We start from the raw sequence: 16,255 nt of genomic DNA, 5'->3' as shown, positions 1-16,255 counted from the left end.
TCATGACGAACAAAAATCACTCGATTCGATCCATCTGCGTCTATTGCGGCTCTCAGCCGGGGCGTGATCCTGCCTATATGGAAGCCGGGCGAGCCCTTGGCAAAGCCATTGCTGAAAACGGCATTCGCCTGGTTTACGGCGGCGGCACCAAAGGCATCATGGGCGCCGTTGCAAGCGGCGTCTTGTCCAATGGCGGCGAAGTCACGGGCATCATACCCGAATTTCTCGTGGATATGGAAGCGACCCGCCATTCTCTCGGCCAATTGAACGAACTTGTGATCACCAAGGACATGCATGAGCGCAAGCACATGATGTTCGAGCGGTCTGACGCTTTCGTGACGCTTCCCGGCGGCATCGGCACGCTGGAAGAGATCGTTGAGATCATGACCTGGGCGCAGCTTGGCCGCCATGCAAAGCCAATGGTTTTCGCCAATATCAACGGCTTCTGGGACCCGATGCTGGAACTGATCCGCCACATGCGCGATCAGGGTTTCATCCACCGGGCGCATCTCCTCAACCCGCTGGTCATTTCCGAAATTAGCGAGATCGTGCCTGCGATCATCGAGCGCGCCATCGCGCAGGAAAACCCGGAAGGCGATCCTTCCGTCATCGCACAGCTTTAAACAAATACGCTGCCGGTCACCCGGCAGCTCTGCTCCGCATCAGGCTCGGCAGCGTATAGATCACCAGCGCCGACCAGATCATCACGAATGCGACCAGCCTCACCGTATCGAACGGCTCCTTGAAGATGAAGACGGCGATGGCGAAGATCATCGACGGGGCGATATATTGCATGATGCCGATGGTGGAAAGCTTCAGCAGCTTTGCCCCGTTGCCGTAGAAGATCAGCGGTACGGCAGTCACAAGACCGCTTGCCGCCAGCAACCAGGTATCGACCGCGGTCCCGGCCATGAAATGCCCCTGTCCCGTGGCCGTCAGATAGATGATGAAGGCGATTGCAGGCGGTGTCAGCAGCAGCACTTCCAATAGAAAACCCTGCGTCGGCCCGATGGGCAGCGTCTTGCGGAAGAATGCGTAGAAGCCCCAGGAAACGGTGAGCGCAATGGCCACCCATGGCAGGCCCCCGGCATTCCATGTCAGCAGTGCAACGGCCATCGCCACCAGCGAAATCGCCGCCATCTGCATGCGGCTGAGCTTCTCTTTCAGCAGAATGGCGCCGAGAAGAATGCTGAAAAGCGGATTGATGAAATAGCCCAGCGCGGCATCCAGCGCATGGCCGGAGCCGATGGCCCAGATATAAATGCCCCAGTTGATGCTGATGAGAGACGCAGTGAGGCAGGCCATGGCCAGCATACGCGGCGTCGTCAACGCCTGCCGGATTTCAGCGGTACGCCCCAGAACCATCAAAACCATGGCGGCGATTGGCACAGACCAGACGACGCGGTGGACAATCACTTCAAACGGCGAAATATGGGCCACGGCCTTCATGTAGAACGGCAAAAATCCCCACAATATATAGGCCGTCAGCGCATAGACGAAACCACGGGCGCTATCGCCCGACTGAGGAGCCTGGAGGGTGGAATTCATTGCCATTGGAAACTGCCAATTCGATTGGGATCGTTCCGCACTATGCTTGTTTACCGTTATATACCAATTCATTTCCGTGAAGAATGTGGTGAGAAAAGCTTCATCATGGGATGAGGTGGGTGAATCGGAATGTGAGCGGTGGAGGGTAAGGCGTTGAAATGATTGGAGTGGTCGGATGTGTATGAGGGGCGAGAGGACAGCGGAGTTCTCATCCACGTCTTCCCCGGCTTAACTCATTGCTGTCCGGTTGAAATATGCGCATATAAGGCAAGGCATCGAATGCGTTCCAGTTCCAGCCTTGAAATCCGGTTGGGACACGTTTTGACGACGTTCGCTGCGGGGTGGCGAAGGTGCAACCCCACCACCGTCATCCCGGACTTGATCCGGGATCCAGCCAGGCCAAGCCCTTGGTCTGAAAGACTTTTTTGACGCGCAGACGCGCGTCTGCTGGACCCCGCATCAAGTGCGGGGTGACGGGTGGGGGAGCTGTTCTCGCTCCTAACTGTGCTCTCAGTTTAAACCGGACAGCAGTGGACTTGACCCATCTCAAGAACCGCTGCTTTGGCAGATGCCCGGGACAAGCCCGAGCATGACGTGAGTGGGGCGAGACGCGCGCTGCCGTCACTTCCCCGCAAACCGGTCCGTCGCGCGGATCAGCTGGTCCAGAATTCCCGGCTCGCTCAACGCATGTCCTGCCGCTTCGATAATGTGCAGGTCAGCCTTCGGCCAAGCCTTTGCCAAATCCCACGCCGTCTTTAGCGGGCAGGGCATGTCATAGCGGCCATGCACGATGACGCCGGGAATGTCTTTTAGCTTGTAGGCATCGCGCAGCAACTGGCCTTCTTCAAGCCAGCCGGCATTGACGAAGAAATGCGTTTCGATACGCGCAAAGGCAATGGCGTATTGGTCCTCGCCGAATTCATCCACACGCGCAGGGTCGGTCACCAGCGAAATCGTGGCGCCTTCCCACTGGCTCCACGCTTTGGCGCATTCCAGCTTTTTCGCCTCGTCGCTGCCGGTGAGATAGCGATTATAGGCCACCATCATTTCGTGATGTTCCGCGTCGGGGATAGGCGCGAGAAAGGTTTCCCAGCGTTCGGGATACATCTCGGAAACGCCGAATTGGTAGTACCAGTCAAGCTCGCGTTTCGTCAGAAGGTAGATGCCCCGCACCACCAACTCGCTGACACGCTCGGGATGGGTCTGCGCATAGGCAAGCGCCAGCGTCGAACCCCAGGAACCGCCGAAGACCTGCCACTTGTCGAAGCCGAATTTCTCGCGCAGCCTTTCCATATCCGCAACCAGATGCCACGTCGTGTTGGCCTCCAGATGCGCATGCGGCGTGGAGCGCCCGCAACCGCGCTGATCGAACAGCACAACATCATAAAGTGCAGGATCGAAGACGCGGCGATGGGTAGGGGTGACGCCACCACCCGGGCCGCCATGCAGAAACACAGCAGGCTTGCCGCCCTTGGTACCCACCCGTTCCCAATAGATCATATGGCCATCGCCCACATCCAGAAAGCCAGTCTCGTAGGGCTCGATTTCGGGATAGAAGCTGCGCAATTCAGTCATGTCATCTTTCCTGTGGTGGCCAATGCAGGGTGTCGTGGTCGGGATGCTGGTTGTTCTTCACCGGCGTCGCGTCGCTCTCAGGCTGTTCAGCCTCAACCGGTAGAGCATCCAGCAGCGAAAACCAGTTCATTTTCTGCGCCAGATTGGACTGTGCTTCCGGCACGATCTGCTGGGGCTCATCGAGCGAACCCAGCGTGATATTGATGAAATCCATGCCGGGAATATCATAAAAAAGCGGCGTTCCGCATGTGCCGCAAAAGCCGCGCCGCACATGTTCCGAGGATTGAAACCAGCTCGGCTCGCCACGCGTCAGCGTGAAAGCATCGCGACCGCTGGCGCCCAGCGGCATGAAGTAATTGCCGGACGCCTTCTGGCACATGCGGCAATGGCAGAGATGCGGATAGCGGATGCCACCATCGATGCGATAGCGTAACGCCCCGCATTGGCACCCGCCGGAGAGAAACTTCGCCGTCAATTGATATTGTCCTCCGGCGGCCAGGTTTCCGTGTCGTGGTCTGGGTGCTGGTAGGAAACAATGGTGCTTTCATCCACGCTTTGCTGCGTTTCGCGCTTATCGAACAGCGCCTTTATCCACGGCATCTGCATATGCGCGTTCACCTGAACCTGCGGCTCGATCTGTTCCGGGTGGTCGAAAGCACCGATGGCAATTTCGACGCCGCCGGGATAATGATAGGTCAGCGGCGTGCCGCATTTGTTACAAAAGCCGCGATGGATTTTTGCCGAAGAGCGGAAGAGGGTGGGCTGTCCGCGCGTCCATGTCAGATGCGCCTGATCCGCCCCGACAAGCGCGCCAAAGAAATTGCCGAAATGCTTCTGGCACATGCGACAATGGCAGATGGACGGGCGACCGAGCTTGTCCGCATGAAACCGCACCGCGCCGCACTGGCATCCGCCCGAATATTCCGTCTCGCTCACCGGCTTTTCTCCTCTGACCATTCGGACGTATCGTGGTCCGGATGCTGATAGGAAACAAGGTCTGCAATGAAACTTGCCGAGGTTACATCGGCTTCGGTCTCTTCCCCCGGCAGCAAATGCAGCCTGTCAACAAAACCGATCTTGTTCTCCGTGCCCCACTGGATGACGGGCGGCAGGGCAGACGGATCATCAAACGCACCAGCAGCCACCGCAATACCATCCGGTGCCTCATAGGTCAGCGGCGTGCCGCAGTCGGAGCAGAAACCGCGTTTGACATGATTGGAAGACTGAAACCGCTTCGGCTCCCCACGCGTCCATTTGAAATCGGCTCCCCGCACCGAAACCAACGGCGCATAATAAGCCCCAAACGCTTTCTGACACATGCGACAATGGCAGATGGAACTATTCTTCAACACGCCCTCTACCCGAAACCGTATCGCCCCGCACTGGCATCCACCGGTATAGATCGTCATAGCTGTTCCTCCCGTATCGATCCGACAATGTGAAGACAGACATTGTCTATATCTTTGAGAATGGCTTCGTTCCAGAAACGGATGACGGTCCAGCCATGCTGCTGAAGCTTTCGGCTTCTATGCTGGTCGTATTCGGCAGCTAAATTGGTCGCGTGCTGAGAACCGTCGAGTTCGATAATGAGTTTGTGCTCGGGGCAGGCGAAATCGACGATATAGCCCAGGATTGGCAATTGTCTCCTGAAACCCAATCCCTCCAGCCGATGGGCTCGCAGAGCGTTCCAGAGTTTCAACTCTGCGTCCGTCAGGTTTTTGCGCATGCGCCGGGCATGGACGCGATGTTTCGGCTTTACGTGGTGATGAGACATCGGGAACTCGTTACTCTGGTTGTAACGAGAGGTTGGTACAGCGTGGATCGAAGAGCAATAGCCGAAGGTGCTCTTTCCACTTTAGGCTGGTGGCTGTGGCACCCCCCTCTGTCCTGCCGGACATCTCCCCCTCAAGGGGGGAGATCGGCAAGTGGCACCGTTTCGCCCATCGTAGAGGGCTTAACAAGGAATAAGGAGAGTGCGTCGTTCCGATCTCCCCCCTTGAGGGACCGTTGCGTAACTTCCGACATAAGCTGATTGCCAAACGACAAATCACCTTGGCCACCGCCCTTCCTATCGAGGGGCGGTTCTAGGTTCGTGTAGGCTGGTTGATGGGTGATATGGCTGAACTGCGGACACAGTTCTCCCCTCGGCTCACGCGCTCAGCGTCACCCAGCGGCGCATGTTGAACGCCATGGCCGCAAGCAGAACCTGGGCGGATGCCTTGGCAAGACCGATGTAGCGAATGTGGCTCAGCCCCATGCGGCGCTTGAGCGTGGCAAAGGTCGTCTCGACCGCAGCGCGTCGTCTGGCCACGGCACGGTTGAAACGGCGGGCTGCGGCTTTGAGAACAGGGTGATGCTTGTTGGGGCGCTTCATCAGACCGCAGAAAATCCCGCGCTCCTTCAGCATCGCGGCCCGTTGATGTGTGTGATAGGCGCTGTCGCCCAGAACCCGCGTCTCGTCGCCCACGATCAGCAGATCGGCAGGCACGGTATCGTTGATATTGGCCGGCGTGGTGATCACCCGCCGGATCAGGCCCGAACCTTCATCCACGCCCACATGGGCCTTGTAACCATAGCTCGAACCCTGCCGACCCTTGCGCCGGGTAAACGCCGCATCCGGATCGCGTGCGCTCGTCTGCACCTTGTCTTCTTTGTCTTCAGTGCCTTCGGCACCGTTGTTCGTATCTTGAGCACGCGGCGGGCGAGCAGCTTGCGTCTCGATGACAGTCGCATCCAGCATCGTGCCGCGCCGCAGGATCAGGCCTGCGGCATCGAGCTGCCTGTCAAGCTCGCCAAACAGCTTCTCCAGAAGTTTCCGTTCCACCAGCCGGTTGCGAAAGCGGCACAGTGTCGTGTGATCGGGAACAGCCTCATCGAGGCCAATGCCACAAAAGCGGCGAAAGGAAAGGCGGTCATAGATCGCCTCCTCCAGTTCCGCATCGGACAGGCCGTAAAGCTGCTGCAGCATCAAAGCCTTGAACATCGTCAGAACAGGATAGGCAGGCCGACCGCCAGTCTCCCCATCAGGTTCAAGCGACCGCAGCACCTTCTCGAAGCGATACCACTTCACCACCGACAACAGCTTGCCCAACCGGTCCGGCCCACTGCGCACCGTCACAAGCGCATCCGCAAAGCTGAACTGAGAACCGCTCTTCATCGCCATCCAAACACCCCTTCGATCGCTCACGAACAGAGTGAATCATATCCGTAGGGTTTTGCAACAGGCCCCTTGAGGGGGAGATGTCCGGCAGGACAGAGGGGGGTGAGGCGGCAAATGATGAGCAAAAAATGCCGAGCGTAAGCCAGCGTTACCGCTTCAACTCCCAACTCGTCACACGCTCCCCCGTCTCCTTGTCCTTCCCATCCTTCAACTGAATTCCCTTGGCTGACAGCTCATCGCGAATGCGATCAGCCTCCGCGAAGTTCTTTGCCGTCAGCATCTCCAGCCGCATGGCCACAAGTGAATCTACCGCAGCGGCAATAGCTTCATCGACTTCGGTTTTCTTCGGTAGAACTCCGAGCAGCGCTGCACTCGCTGCGAAGGCGGGCAGTTTTTTGGGATCGGCATTCGCCGCCTGCGCCAGTGCGTGAAGCGCCTGCACGGCGGCCACCGTGTTCAGGTCGTCGGCAAGTGCATCGAGAACCGTTTGATCCGCCTCGATTTCTCCCGCCTCCGCTGCTGGCCACTTCGCCAGCAGGCGTTCGGCCTCCTCGAGACGCTTGACCGAAAAATCGATTGGTTCGCGATAATGCGTCATCAGCATGGCTAGCCGCAGCACTTCGCCCGGCCATTTCCGGCCACCGAAGCTTTCGGTGTGCAACAGGTCGTAGATCGTTACGAAGTTGCCGTCGGACTTCGACATCTTGCGGCCTTCGACCTGTACGAAGCCATTATGCATCCAGACATTGGCCATGACCTGCGTGCCATGGGCGCAGCGGGATTGCGCGATTTCGTTTTCATGGTGCGGGAAAATCAGGTCCAGGCCGCCGCCGTGAATGTCGAAAACCTCGCCCAGATGGCGCATGGACATGGCAGAGCATTCGATGTGCCAGCCGGGACGGCCACGACCCCACGGGCTTTCCCAACCCGGCTCGTTATGGCTTGAAAGCTTCCAAAGCACGAAATCGCCGGGGTTCTTCTTGTGTTCATCCACAGCGATGCGTGCGCCAGCCTGCTGCTCATCCAGCGGGCGTTTGGAAAGTTGGCCGTAATCGCTCATGGATTTTGTGTCGAACAGCACTTCGCCATTCGCGACATAGGCGTGGCTGCGCGCGATCAGCTTTTCGATGATTTCGATCATCTGCGGAATATTGTCGGTGGCGCGTGGCTCCATCGTCGGCTCAAGGCAGCCGAGAGCGGCCACGTCGGCATGAAACTGCTGCGCCGTCTTTTCCGTCACGGCGTGAATGGCGTCGTTCAGCGGCAGGTTCGGGTAATCGCGAAGCGCCCGCGCGTTGATCTTGTCATCTACATCCGTGATGTTGCGGGCATAGGTGACGCCGTTTTCGCCGTAAACATGCCGCAGCAGGCGGAAAATCACATCGAACACGATGACCGGGCGGGCATTGCCGATATGGGCATAATCATAAACCGTCGGGCCGCAGACATACATGCGAACATTGTTCGCATCGATAGGCTGAAATTCGGATTTTTCGCGGGTCAGTGTGTTGTAAAACTTCAGGCGCAAGGACATCGGCAATTCCTTTGGGTATCGAGATTTACCCAACCGGAGCGTTTGTCTGCTTTTGACCTTACGGGAGACGAAAACGACCTGGCCGGGCGTGAGACCAGCAAAATTCAACTCAGCAGCAGCGGCAGATCGTCATTTTCATGGCTTGCGTTATGAAGCGATGCTCGATTTTGGTCAAGAGCATCGCCCACATATTCATGCCATCGAACAGATCATTCCGGTGCGCGGTAGCTGATGAATTTCCGGTCACGCACTACATAGACCTTGCCGGTTTCGCTGAGTTCCGGTGATGCCAGCGGAAGAATGGCCTGCGCAACCTCGGATGGGTGGGGCAGGGTGTCCGGGTCTTCGCCGGGCATAGCCTGCGCGCGCATGGCGGTGCGGGTGGCGCCGGGGTTGATGCTGTTGACGCGAAGGGCGGTGGCTTCCGTTTCCGCAGCCCAAGTGCGTGCCAGCGCTTCGACTGCCGCCTTGGAGGTGGAATAAACTCCCCAGAACGGGCGACAGGAATGCGCAGCACCGGAAGACAGGATGAGCGCACGACCGGCATCGGACTTCAACAAAAGTGGCTCGACGGAGCGGATCAGGCGCCATGTTGCGGTGACGTTTATCGTCATTACCTTCTCGAACACCTTGGCCTCGATGTGTCCGACGGGGGAAATGACGCCCAGCACGCCCGCATTCGCTACCAGAATATCCAGCTTGCCCCAGCGCTGATGAATGGAAGCGCCCAGCGCATCGATGGCATTCATATCAGCGAGATCGAAAGGGACCAGCGTCGCTGAACCGCCGACCGCCTTGACGGCATCATCCAGATCCTCAAGCCCACCGACTGTACGCGCGCAGGCAATGACATGCGCCCCGGCTTTCGCCAGTTCCAGCGCCGTGAAATAGCCAATGCCGCGAGATGCGCCGGTAACGAGTGCGATCCGGCCTTTGAGGTCGATGGTCATAGTCCCCCCCTGGAAATGAATGCGTAGAGTCCGCGATTTTCTTACTGTGGGTTGATGCATCGGGCAAGACGTCAGGAGGTCGCATTTCCAACCGCTAACCCAGACCTGATCCACTGTTGTTCGACATTGATCCAGCTTGTTTGCGTGGATTTCTCCGTCATCTGAACGCGAACTCAACAACGAAGTTTGTAATGGAGACTCGTGTTGCCTCACCCACTGCGGTCATCCTCGGGCTTGACCCACTACTGTCCGGTTTAAATTTCAGTCCCACATCAGCACCATCTGGTTTGGGGATTTGGACGGTTGTGTGGGTGGTTTAAGGAGTTGGTCGGATCGCCTTTTGTGCATGAGGTTGAGGCGTACGAGGCGGGTGAAGGTGAGCGGTTGCGTGATGGCGCTCTGGCAGGCCTGCGCCATGCGCAGCACAAGATAGGCGATGAGGGCGACATAGGTCTGGATGCGCACGGCGTTTTCGGATGCTCCGAAGAAATGGCGTATCCTGAGGTTCTGCTTGACCCATTTAAAGAACAGTTCGATCTGCCAGCGCTGTTTGTAAAGCTCGGCAATCTCTTCGGCTGGCGCATCCAGATCGTTGGTGACGAGCCGGATGGTCCTGCCCGTGTCGATCCGCACCGCGATCTCGCGCAACGGTTCGGAAAAGGGATTGCGTCTCGAGCGCGCCATGCGTTGTGCCAACAGCCCGATCCTGTCGCACAGGATGTGATCGCTCTCGCTTGGAGGCTGTTCGGTGGCGGCCTGAAGATGCGTGTTGGTCTTCAGCCGTGTGACGAAGCGGCAGCCTGCCCGGTCCAGCGCTGCCCACCACGCGAAATCATAGTAAGCCAGATCAAAGACATAGGTCATGCCGGGTTCGATCGGCATGGCCTTTGCGGGCACGATGTCGTTGGTTCTCTGGCCTGTCATGGTCATCGCCATGGTGATGTCGCCATTCGGATCGTAGGCGACATGCAGCTTGGCGGCTCTGCGCCCGCTGACCATATCGGCCCAGCCATCGCTCATGGAGGAGAGGGCGACGCGGGTGGCGTCGAGCAGGCGCACCGCATCGCGGATATGGCGACGGGTTCTTCGGCTGGCGGCAGCCGCCATATGGGAGAACAGATCGGCAAAGACGCCCGCAGGCCTTGTGGCATTGGCATCGGCAAGGGTGGAGCGCGCCACGCCGTGGGCACCCAGATGATAAAGCTGGTTGCGGTGGCTCGACAGCCCTGCCTCGATCTCGCGCAGGCTTTGCGCGCCGGAAAGCTGGGCAAACAGAAGCGCCAGCAACTGGTCCTTCATCGAAAACCGCCGAACCCTGTGATCGCCCTTGTACTTATCCACAAGCCCTTCGAAGACCTGCCAGGGAACATGCTTCTGTATTTGATGAAAAACGCTATTCTGGTGGCGCATGACGTTGATCTCCTGTTCGTGTCCAGATCGCCGCGAAACGTCTGAAACCGAGTAGAATCAATGTCATGCGCCTTGTCCAGAAATTTAAACCGGACAGCAGTGGGCTTGACCCAAGTATCCAACCACGTCAACGAAATCAATCGGTTGTATATCCTCGGGTCAAGCCCACTGCTGTCCGGTTTAGATTTTCGGAGTAGCCTTAAGCTATTGATCCCGTTCTATTTTGGATGTTTTTCTGCGATTTTGACGTCGCTATGAGAGAACGATATTTGCCGGGGGGGGGGACGAAGAGCGTCGCAAGGCCCACCTCCGTCATCCTCGGGCTTGTCCCGAGGATCTGCAACCGATTGATTTTGTTGACGTTGGTAGATCCTCGGCGCAAGGCCGAGGATGACGGTTGCGGGCGGATTTACCGTCTCTCCTCAAGCCTCTGGCCTTGCATAAAGTGCTAAGGAATCTAAGCCGGACAGCAGTGGGTCAAGCCCGAGGATGACGGCAGTGGGTGTGAACCCCTTTCATCCGAACGCTATCAACCGTTGCTGGCCAGCATGGAAATCTTGCTGCCCATGGATTCGCCGTTCTTGTCCAGAAGGCGGGTTGGATAGTCGCCGGTGAAGTAGTGATCCGTGAACTGCGGACGCGCCGAGTTGCGGTCTTCTCCGCCGACGGCGCGGTAAAGTCCGTTGATCGACAGGAAAGCCAGCGAATCCGCGCCGATATATTTCGCCATGGCGTCCACATCGGCATACTGGTTGGCCAGAAGCTTGTCGGCGTCCGGCGTGTCGATGCCGTAGAAATCCGGGTGGAAGATCATGGGGCTGGCAACGCGGATGTGCACTTCCTTGGCGCCGGCTTCGCGGATCATCTGTACGATCTTGACCGACGTCGTGCCGCGAACGATGGAATCATCCACCAGAACCACGCGCTTGCCTTCGATCATCGCACGGTTGGCGGAATGCTTCAGCTTCACGCCGAAAGCGCGAATCTGCTGTGTCGGCTCGATGAAGGTACGACCGACATAGTGGTTGCGGATAATGCCGTATTCGAAGGGAATACCGCTTTCCTGCGCAAAACCGAGAGCGGCAGGCGTGCCGCCATCCGGCACCGGCACCACGACGTCTGCTTCGAGCGGCGCTTCCTTGGCGAGGTTCGCGCCCATGTTCTTGCGTGTCGTATAGACGTTGCGACCGCCGACAACGGAATCGGGACGGGCGAAATAGACATATTCGAACAGGCAGAGGCGTTCAGGCTGCGGCTTGGATGGCTTGCGCGCATCGATGCTGATCGAGCCATCCGGCTGGATTTCGCAGATGATGACTTCGCCGTTTTCAACGTCGCGCACGAATTTCGCGCCGATGATATCGAGTGCGCAGGTTTCAGAGCAGAAGATCGGCTTGCCATCCAGCTCGCCCATGACCAGCGGGCGGATGCCCGTGGGGTCGCGCGCGGCGATAAGCTTCGTGCGGGTCATGGCCAGCATCGAATAGCCGCCTTCCATCTGGCGGATCGCATCGATGAAGCGGTCGGCTGTGGAGGAGTGGCGCGAACGGGCGATGAGGTGCAGAACGACTTCCGTATCGGAGGTAGATTGACAGATGGCGCCGGTGGCAATGATCTGGCGGCGAAGTGTTAGGCCGTTGGTGAAGTTGCCGTTATGGGCAATGGCGATGCCACCTTCTTCCAGTTCGGCAAACAGCGGCTGCACGTTGCGCATTGCCACTTCGCCCGTCGTGGAATAGCGCGTGTGGCCGATGGTGATAGAGCCGGGCAGGCGGGCCAGCGTTACCGGGTTTGTATAGTGGTCACCCACCAGACCCATATGGCGTTCCTGATGGAACCGCTTGCCATCGAAGGAGACGATACCGGCTGCTTCCTGGCCTCGATGCTGAAGAGCATGCAGGCCGAGCGCCGTCAGGGCCGCCGCATCCGGGTGACCGAGGATGCCGAACACGCCGCATTCTTCGTGCAGCGTATCGCCATCGATAATGTCATTGAACGTAGAATGCGAAAGCGGCTCATTCATCTGGCTTGCCTTTGCTTACTGCCAAAAACAAAAACCGCCCCGGAGAATTGCTCTGCCGGTTTGGCTTGTCTGCTGCCTCATTGAATATTTAGCACAAATAGCGCGCCTTGCATGTATTGCAAGGCGCGATACTGCGTCAATTATTTGTAGCCGGCTGGTTTGTTGCCGGAGCTTCGTCTGCGGGTGCCTGTTCGGACGCTGCCTCGGGCTGCTTGCCGAGGATGCGCGCACGGATCTGCGGCTCGATATCATCCGGCAGAACGGCTTCCAGCTTGCCCACCAGCCCATCCAGGAACGGCTTGGATTTGGCCTGCGTCACCCATTGCGGCTGCGTCTTCACATCCACCAGCCAGTTCCAGAAAGCAACGGCGACGACGAGAAGGAGCAGGCCGCGGGCCGCGCCGAAGAGAAAGCCGAGCGTGCGATCCAGCGCCCCGATGCGGCTGTCGATGATGAAATCGGCAATGCGCGAGGTGATGAAGGAAATGATGATCAGCGCGACGAGAAACACCAGACCGGCGGAACCGGCAATCGCGATCTTGTCGTCATCCGTGTAGTTGCGCGCATAGGGCAGCAACAGCGGATAGAGATAGTAAGCAGCTGCGACGGAACCGACCCAACTCGCAATGGACAGAATTTCACGCGAGAACCCACGCACCATGGCGAGAACAGCGGAGAACAGTACAACGGCAATAACGATGCCGTCGAAAATCGTAATGGGCATTTACCAACTCCGGGGGTCGCAGCACTCAGATGAGAGCCACTGTGCCAATTTGCGATCCTCATACACTAGCCGGATAAGCAGCGAAAGGATCAATATTCGTCTTCCTCAACCTGTCTGAAACGGTTTCCCGAACCAGCAATGCGCGCCACGAGGTCGGGCAGGCTTTCAATCTCCGTCCAGCGCCCTTTTGCCGCCTTGGGCAATTCCGCAGAAGCAGACGGCAAAAGTGCGGCGGAAAAACCAAGTTTCTCAGCCTCTTTCAACCGTTGCGCCGTATGGGAGACAGGCCGGACCGCGCCCGACAGGCTGATTTCGCCGAAATAGACGCAATCGGCAGGCAGGGCAAGACCGGCAAGCGATGAAACCAGTGCAGAGGCAATCGCCATATCCGCAGCAGGCTCCGAAATGCGGTATCCGCCCGCCACGTTCAAATAAACGTCATGCTGGCCGAGCTTCACGCCGCAATGGGCTTCCAGCACCGCGAGAATCATGGCGAGCCGCGACGAATCCCAGCCGACGACCGCACGTCGCGGCGTGCCGAGCGAAGTCGGGGCAACCAGCGCCTGAACTTCCACCAGAACAGGTCGCGTTCCTTCCATGCCAGCAAAGACGGCGGCACCCGGCGATTTGTCGTTGCGCTCTCCAAGGAAAAGCTCGGATGGATTGGAAACCTCGCGCAAACCGCGATCCGACATTTCGAAAACGCCGATTTCATCGGTCGGCCCGAAGCGGTTCTTGACGGTGCGCAGGATGCGATAATGATGGCCCCGATCGCCCTCGAAATAAAGCACGGCATCGACCATGTGCTCCACCACGCGCGGCCCTGCAATCTGGCCTTCCTTGGTAACATGGCCGACGAGAACCATGGTCGCGCCGGTCTGCTTGGCAAAGCGGATCATGGCCTGCACGCCGGTTCGAACCTGCGTCACGGTTCCGGGCGCAGAATCAGCCGTGTCGCTCCACAGCGTCTGGATGGAATCGATGATCACGAGATCGGGCCGCTTGCCCTCGGAAAGCGTTGCCAGAATGTCCTCGACATTGGTTTCCGCCGCCAGAAGCACATCGGTTTCGGCGGCACCCAGCCGCTGCGCGCGAAGCCGCACCTGCGCAACCGCCTCTTCGCCCGAGACATAGATGACACGCTGGCCCTTACGAGACAATGCGGCAGCCGCCTGCATCAGCAGCGTGGATTTCCCGATACCCGGATCCCCACCGATCAGCACCGCCGAACCACGCACGAAGCCGCCGCCAGTTGCGCGGTCCAGCTCGCTCATGCCGGTCGGAATACGCGGCGCTTCTTCTATTTCGCCGGAAAGCGCGGTGAGGGTAACGGCACGGCCCTTCTTGGGAGCCTTGCCCGGCCCACCGCCGATACCGCCCATCGGGTCTTCTTCGACGATGGTATTCCATTCCCCGCAGCCTTCGCATTTCCCGGCCCAGCGGGTGTGCACCGTGCCGCAGTTCTGGCACACGAATTGAGTCTTGGCTTTGGCCATGAAATGTCAGTCTTCTTCTTGTTTGAAGTCTTCAGGGGAGATGTCCTGATGGCCGTGGAGAACGCGCAAAACATGAAGGACCTCATCATTCACCAAAAAGTAAATGCATCGGTCGCGATAGGGAAATGCACGAAGTCCCTTAACATAATCTCGCGGCACACCAGTCATCCCGGAATGTGCTAACGAAATCATTTTGCTGTTTATGTCTTTCAATAAACGTTTTGCCGCAGTCGGATTGAATTGATTGATATAATTATGATCGACGAGGAGATCGCTCAGCGCTCGATGGGAGACGACCAGCCTTCGACGCTTCATTCTGCTCCTCCGCCATCTCCAAAATATGGGCTGTAAACTCTTCCTCACTTGAAAACTCAACGACACGCCCAGCCTCGACATCTTCCAGGCCTTCCTGGATCAGGCGTTGAAGCTCGACGTACCTGCCTTCTTTGCTGCCCATTAAAGCCAGGCCTGCGTGGATAACGGCATCGGCGTCCTTGTAGGCACCGAACTTCACCTGTTCATCGATGAACTTCTGATCCTGCTCGCTGAGATGGATTTCGGTCATTTCGATCTCCTTTTGTTCTCGTATAGCACAGGTTGTCCGGGCTTTCCAAGAGGCATTCAATCGTCAATCGTCACTCGTCACCAATCAGATATTGACGTTCATAGCGCAATCCAAGGCCGGTCAGCATCTCGTAGCCGATTGTGCCTGCGGCGCGCGCCACTTCGTCTACCGTGACGTTGGGCCCAAAGAGTTCGATATAATCACCCGCGCGGATCGCGTTTTCCGGTACGTCGGTCACGTCGAATATGGTGAGATCCATGGTCACGCGGCCTGCCACGGGCACCCTGTAGCCATTGATGAAGCCTTCCGCGCCACCTCGGCCCATCTCGCGCAACGGAATGCCGGAGCCGGAGAGGGAGCGGTGGTAGCCATCGGCATAGCCAACGGCTGCGATGGCAAGACGGCTGGCGCGTTTCAGCTGATAAGTACCGCCATAGCTCACCGTCTGGCCTTCGCCTGCCTCGCGAATCTGGATGATCCGCGCCTCTGCCTTGGCAACGGGCCGCATTGGATTGTTCATCTCGTTGACGGCTTCGCCGCCGTAGAGCGCAATCCCCGGGCGCGTCAGATCGAAGTGATAGTCGGAACCGAGAAAGATTCCAGCAGAGGCTGAGAGGCTTGATTCGATACCTTCGAAAGCGGCGCTAACCCTGCGGAATGATTCAAGCTGCGCCTTGTTCATAGGTGAGGAGGGCGTATCGGCGCTGGCGAGGTGGGACATGACCAGCACAGGATCTAAGCTTGCCGGGCGCGTCGGGTCATCGGCGAGATATAGCGCGTCTTCCAGCGGCAGGCCGAGCCGGTTGAAGCCCGTATCGACATGCAGGGCGAATGGATGATCGCCGCGATCCGCCAATGCGCTTGTCCAGAAGGAAAGCTGCTCCTCCGAGGCAATGACCGGCACGAGATCATTCGCGAAGACATCGCGCTCCTGCCCCGGCCAGATGCCGGAGAGAACGAAAATCCGGGCTTCCGGCGCGTGCGGACGAAGCGTCGCACCTTCCGAAACCGTCGCGACGAAGAAATCCCGGGCACCCGCATGATAAAGCGTGGAGCCGCAATCCTCGATGCCCATGCCATAGGCGTCGGCCTTCACCACGGCAGCGGTCCGCGCCTTGCCGGAACGGCGCTGCATATCCCGCCAGTTATCCGCAAGCGCCCCAAGATCGACCGTCAGCCGAAGCGGCGCGGTATCGAATGCATCTGCATCCATCTCGGAAAAGCTGTCGTCGAACTCGTCTGTCATTTCTGTCAACCTCTTTAGCTTGAA

17 protein-coding genes are annotated in these 16,255 nt (G+C 58.2%); 1 reads left to right on the top strand and 16 read right to left on the bottom strand.

The genetic code is table 11. From position 1 onward, the window contains the following. Positions 1-2 precede the first annotated feature (2 nt). Positions 3-623 (top strand): LOG family protein, encoded by a 621-nt coding sequence (locus CFBP5473_RS10075; protein WP_027675365.1) that lies wholly within the window; start codon positions 3-5, stop codon positions 621-623. Between the two features lie 16 nt (positions 624-639). On the opposite strand, the gene rarD is transcribed toward CFBP5473_RS10075, so the two are convergent. The 16 genes from rarD to alr all read right to left on the bottom strand — a co-directional run bounded on the left by rarD (position 640) and on the right by alr (position 16,231). After that, entirely contained in the window at positions 640-1,554 is a 915-nt protein-coding gene (gene rarD, locus CFBP5473_RS10070; protein WP_027675364.1) for an EamA family transporter RarD, read from the bottom strand. Between the two features lie 615 nt (positions 1,555-2,169). Next, a complete protein-coding gene (gene pip / locus CFBP5473_RS10065) occupies positions 2,170-3,123 on the bottom strand; it encodes a prolyl aminopeptidase (protein ID WP_027675363.1) in 954 nt (317 codons plus the stop codon). Position 3,124: 1 nt separating this feature from the next. Continuing rightward, positions 3,125-3,598 (bottom strand): GFA family protein, encoded by a 474-nt coding sequence (locus CFBP5473_RS10060; protein ID WP_027675362.1) that lies wholly within the window; start codon positions 3,596-3,598, stop codon positions 3,125-3,127. Then, positions 3,595-4,059, bottom strand: coding sequence for a GFA family protein (locus tag CFBP5473_RS10055; RefSeq protein WP_027675361.1), 465 nt, complete (start codon positions 4,057-4,059; stop codon positions 3,595-3,597). Before CFBP5473_RS10055 ends, CFBP5473_RS10060 begins: the two co-directional genes overlap by 4 nt. Further along, positions 4,056-4,532 carry a GFA family protein gene (locus CFBP5473_RS10050; protein ID WP_027675360.1) on the bottom strand — a complete coding sequence of 159 codons (477 nt, stop codon included), beginning with the start codon at positions 4,530-4,532 and terminating at the stop codon, positions 4,056-4,058. Before CFBP5473_RS10050 ends, CFBP5473_RS10055 begins: the two co-directional genes overlap by 4 nt. Further along, positions 4,529-4,897, bottom strand: coding sequence for an endonuclease domain-containing protein (locus tag CFBP5473_RS10045; protein ID WP_051441269.1), 369 nt, complete (start codon positions 4,895-4,897; stop codon positions 4,529-4,531). The genes CFBP5473_RS10050 and CFBP5473_RS10045 overlap by 4 nt, the downstream gene beginning before the upstream one ends. A gap of 375 nt (positions 4,898-5,272) precedes the next feature. Continuing rightward, positions 5,273-6,286 carry an IS5 family transposase gene (locus CFBP5473_RS10035; RefSeq protein WP_136954340.1) on the bottom strand — a complete coding sequence of 338 codons (1,014 nt, stop codon included), beginning with the start codon at positions 6,284-6,286 and terminating at the stop codon, positions 5,273-5,275. A 145-nt stretch (positions 6,287-6,431) separates the two neighbouring features. Then, positions 6,432-7,817, bottom strand: coding sequence for a cysteine--tRNA ligase (gene cysS / locus CFBP5473_RS10030; protein ID WP_027677341.1), 1,386 nt, complete (start codon positions 7,815-7,817; stop codon positions 6,432-6,434). A gap of 209 nt (positions 7,818-8,026) precedes the next feature. Beyond that, entirely contained in the window at positions 8,027-8,767 is a 741-nt protein-coding gene (locus CFBP5473_RS10025) for an SDR family NAD(P)-dependent oxidoreductase (protein ID WP_027677340.1), read from the bottom strand. 261 nt (positions 8,768-9,028) lie between these two features. Continuing rightward, positions 9,029-10,177, bottom strand: a complete 1,149-nt coding sequence (locus tag CFBP5473_RS10020) for an IS4 family transposase (RefSeq protein ID WP_136954345.1) — start codon at positions 10,175-10,177, stop codon at positions 9,029-9,031. Positions 10,178-10,706: 529 nt separating this feature from the next. Further along, the gene (gene purF / locus CFBP5473_RS10010; RefSeq protein ID WP_027675887.1) at positions 10,707-12,200 is read right to left on the bottom strand and encodes an amidophosphoribosyltransferase; all 1,494 of its coding nucleotides are present in this window, start codon (positions 12,198-12,200) and stop codon (positions 10,707-10,709) included. 136 nt (positions 12,201-12,336) lie between these two features. Further along, a complete protein-coding gene (locus CFBP5473_RS10005) occupies positions 12,337-12,924 on the bottom strand; it encodes a CvpA family protein (protein ID WP_027675886.1) in 588 nt (195 codons plus the stop codon). An 89-nt stretch (positions 12,925-13,013) separates the two neighbouring features. Further along, positions 13,014-14,420, bottom strand: a complete 1,407-nt coding sequence (radA, locus tag CFBP5473_RS10000) for a DNA repair protein RadA (RefSeq protein ID WP_027675885.1) — start codon at positions 14,418-14,420, stop codon at positions 13,014-13,016. 6 nt (positions 14,421-14,426) lie between these two features. Further along, positions 14,427-14,735 carry a type II toxin-antitoxin system RelE/ParE family toxin gene (locus CFBP5473_RS09995; RefSeq protein WP_084631679.1) on the bottom strand — a complete coding sequence of 103 codons (309 nt, stop codon included), beginning with the start codon at positions 14,733-14,735 and terminating at the stop codon, positions 14,427-14,429. Continuing rightward, complete coding sequence (locus CFBP5473_RS09990) at positions 14,674-14,985, bottom strand: type II toxin-antitoxin system ParD family antitoxin (RefSeq protein WP_027675883.1); 312 nt, start codon at positions 14,983-14,985, stop codon at positions 14,674-14,676. Before CFBP5473_RS09990 ends, CFBP5473_RS09995 begins: the two co-directional genes overlap by 62 nt. A gap of 70 nt (positions 14,986-15,055) precedes the next feature. Continuing rightward, positions 15,056-16,231 carry an alanine racemase gene (gene alr / locus CFBP5473_RS09985; RefSeq protein ID WP_027675882.1) on the bottom strand — a complete coding sequence of 392 codons (1,176 nt, stop codon included), beginning with the start codon at positions 16,229-16,231 and terminating at the stop codon, positions 15,056-15,058. Between the last annotated feature and the right edge of the window lie 24 nt (positions 16,232-16,255).

This window comes from Agrobacterium larrymoorei (assembly GCF_005145045.1).
In the GTDB taxonomy this organism is placed as follows: domain Bacteria; phylum Pseudomonadota; class Alphaproteobacteria; order Rhizobiales; family Rhizobiaceae; genus Agrobacterium; species Agrobacterium larrymoorei.
Note: the sequence above shows the minus strand (reverse complement) of the source record. Positions and strands in the feature narration are given on the sequence as shown.

Coding starts and splice junctions, on each gene's coding strand:
- rarD (WP_027675364.1), bottom strand. CDS start 1,554: ATGGCAATGAATTCCACCCTCCAGGCTCCTCAGTCGGGCGATAGCGCC.
- CFBP5473_RS09995 (WP_084631679.1), bottom strand. CDS start 14,735: ATGAAGCGTCGAAGGCTGGTCGTCTCCCATCGAGCGCTGAGCGATCTC.
- CFBP5473_RS09990 (WP_027675883.1), bottom strand. CDS start 14,985: ATGACCGAAATCCATCTCAGCGAGCAGGATCAGAAGTTCATCGATGAA.
- CFBP5473_RS10025 (WP_027677340.1), bottom strand. CDS start 8,767: ATGACCATCGACCTCAAAGGCCGGATCGCACTCGTTACCGGCGCATCT.
- radA (WP_027675885.1), bottom strand. CDS start 14,420: ATGGCCAAAGCCAAGACTCAATTCGTGTGCCAGAACTGCGGCACGGTG.
- purF (WP_027675887.1), bottom strand. CDS start 12,200: ATGAATGAGCCGCTTTCGCATTCTACGTTCAATGACATTATCGATGGC.
- CFBP5473_RS10045 (WP_051441269.1), bottom strand. CDS start 4,897: ATGTCTCATCACCACGTAAAGCCGAAACATCGCGTCCATGCCCGGCGC.
- alr (WP_027675882.1), bottom strand. CDS start 16,231: ATGACAGACGAGTTCGACGACAGCTTTTCCGAGATGGATGCAGATGCA.
- CFBP5473_RS10050 (WP_027675360.1), bottom strand. CDS start 4,532: ATGACGATCTATACCGGTGGATGCCAGTGCGGGGCGATACGGTTTCGG.
- cysS (WP_027677341.1), bottom strand. CDS start 7,817: ATGTCCTTGCGCCTGAAGTTTTACAACACACTGACCCGCGAAAAATCC.
- CFBP5473_RS10035 (WP_136954340.1), bottom strand. CDS start 6,286: ATGGCGATGAAGAGCGGTTCTCAGTTCAGCTTTGCGGATGCGCTTGTG.
- CFBP5473_RS10020 (WP_136954345.1), bottom strand. CDS start 10,177: ATGCGCCACCAGAATAGCGTTTTTCATCAAATACAGAAGCATGTTCCC.
- pip (WP_027675363.1), bottom strand. CDS start 3,123: ATGACTGAATTGCGCAGCTTCTATCCCGAAATCGAGCCCTACGAGACT.
- CFBP5473_RS10005 (WP_027675886.1), bottom strand. CDS start 12,924: ATGCCCATTACGATTTTCGACGGCATCGTTATTGCCGTTGTACTGTTC.
- CFBP5473_RS10075 (WP_027675365.1), top strand. CDS start 3: ATGACGAACAAAAATCACTCGATTCGATCCATCTGCGTCTATTGCGGC.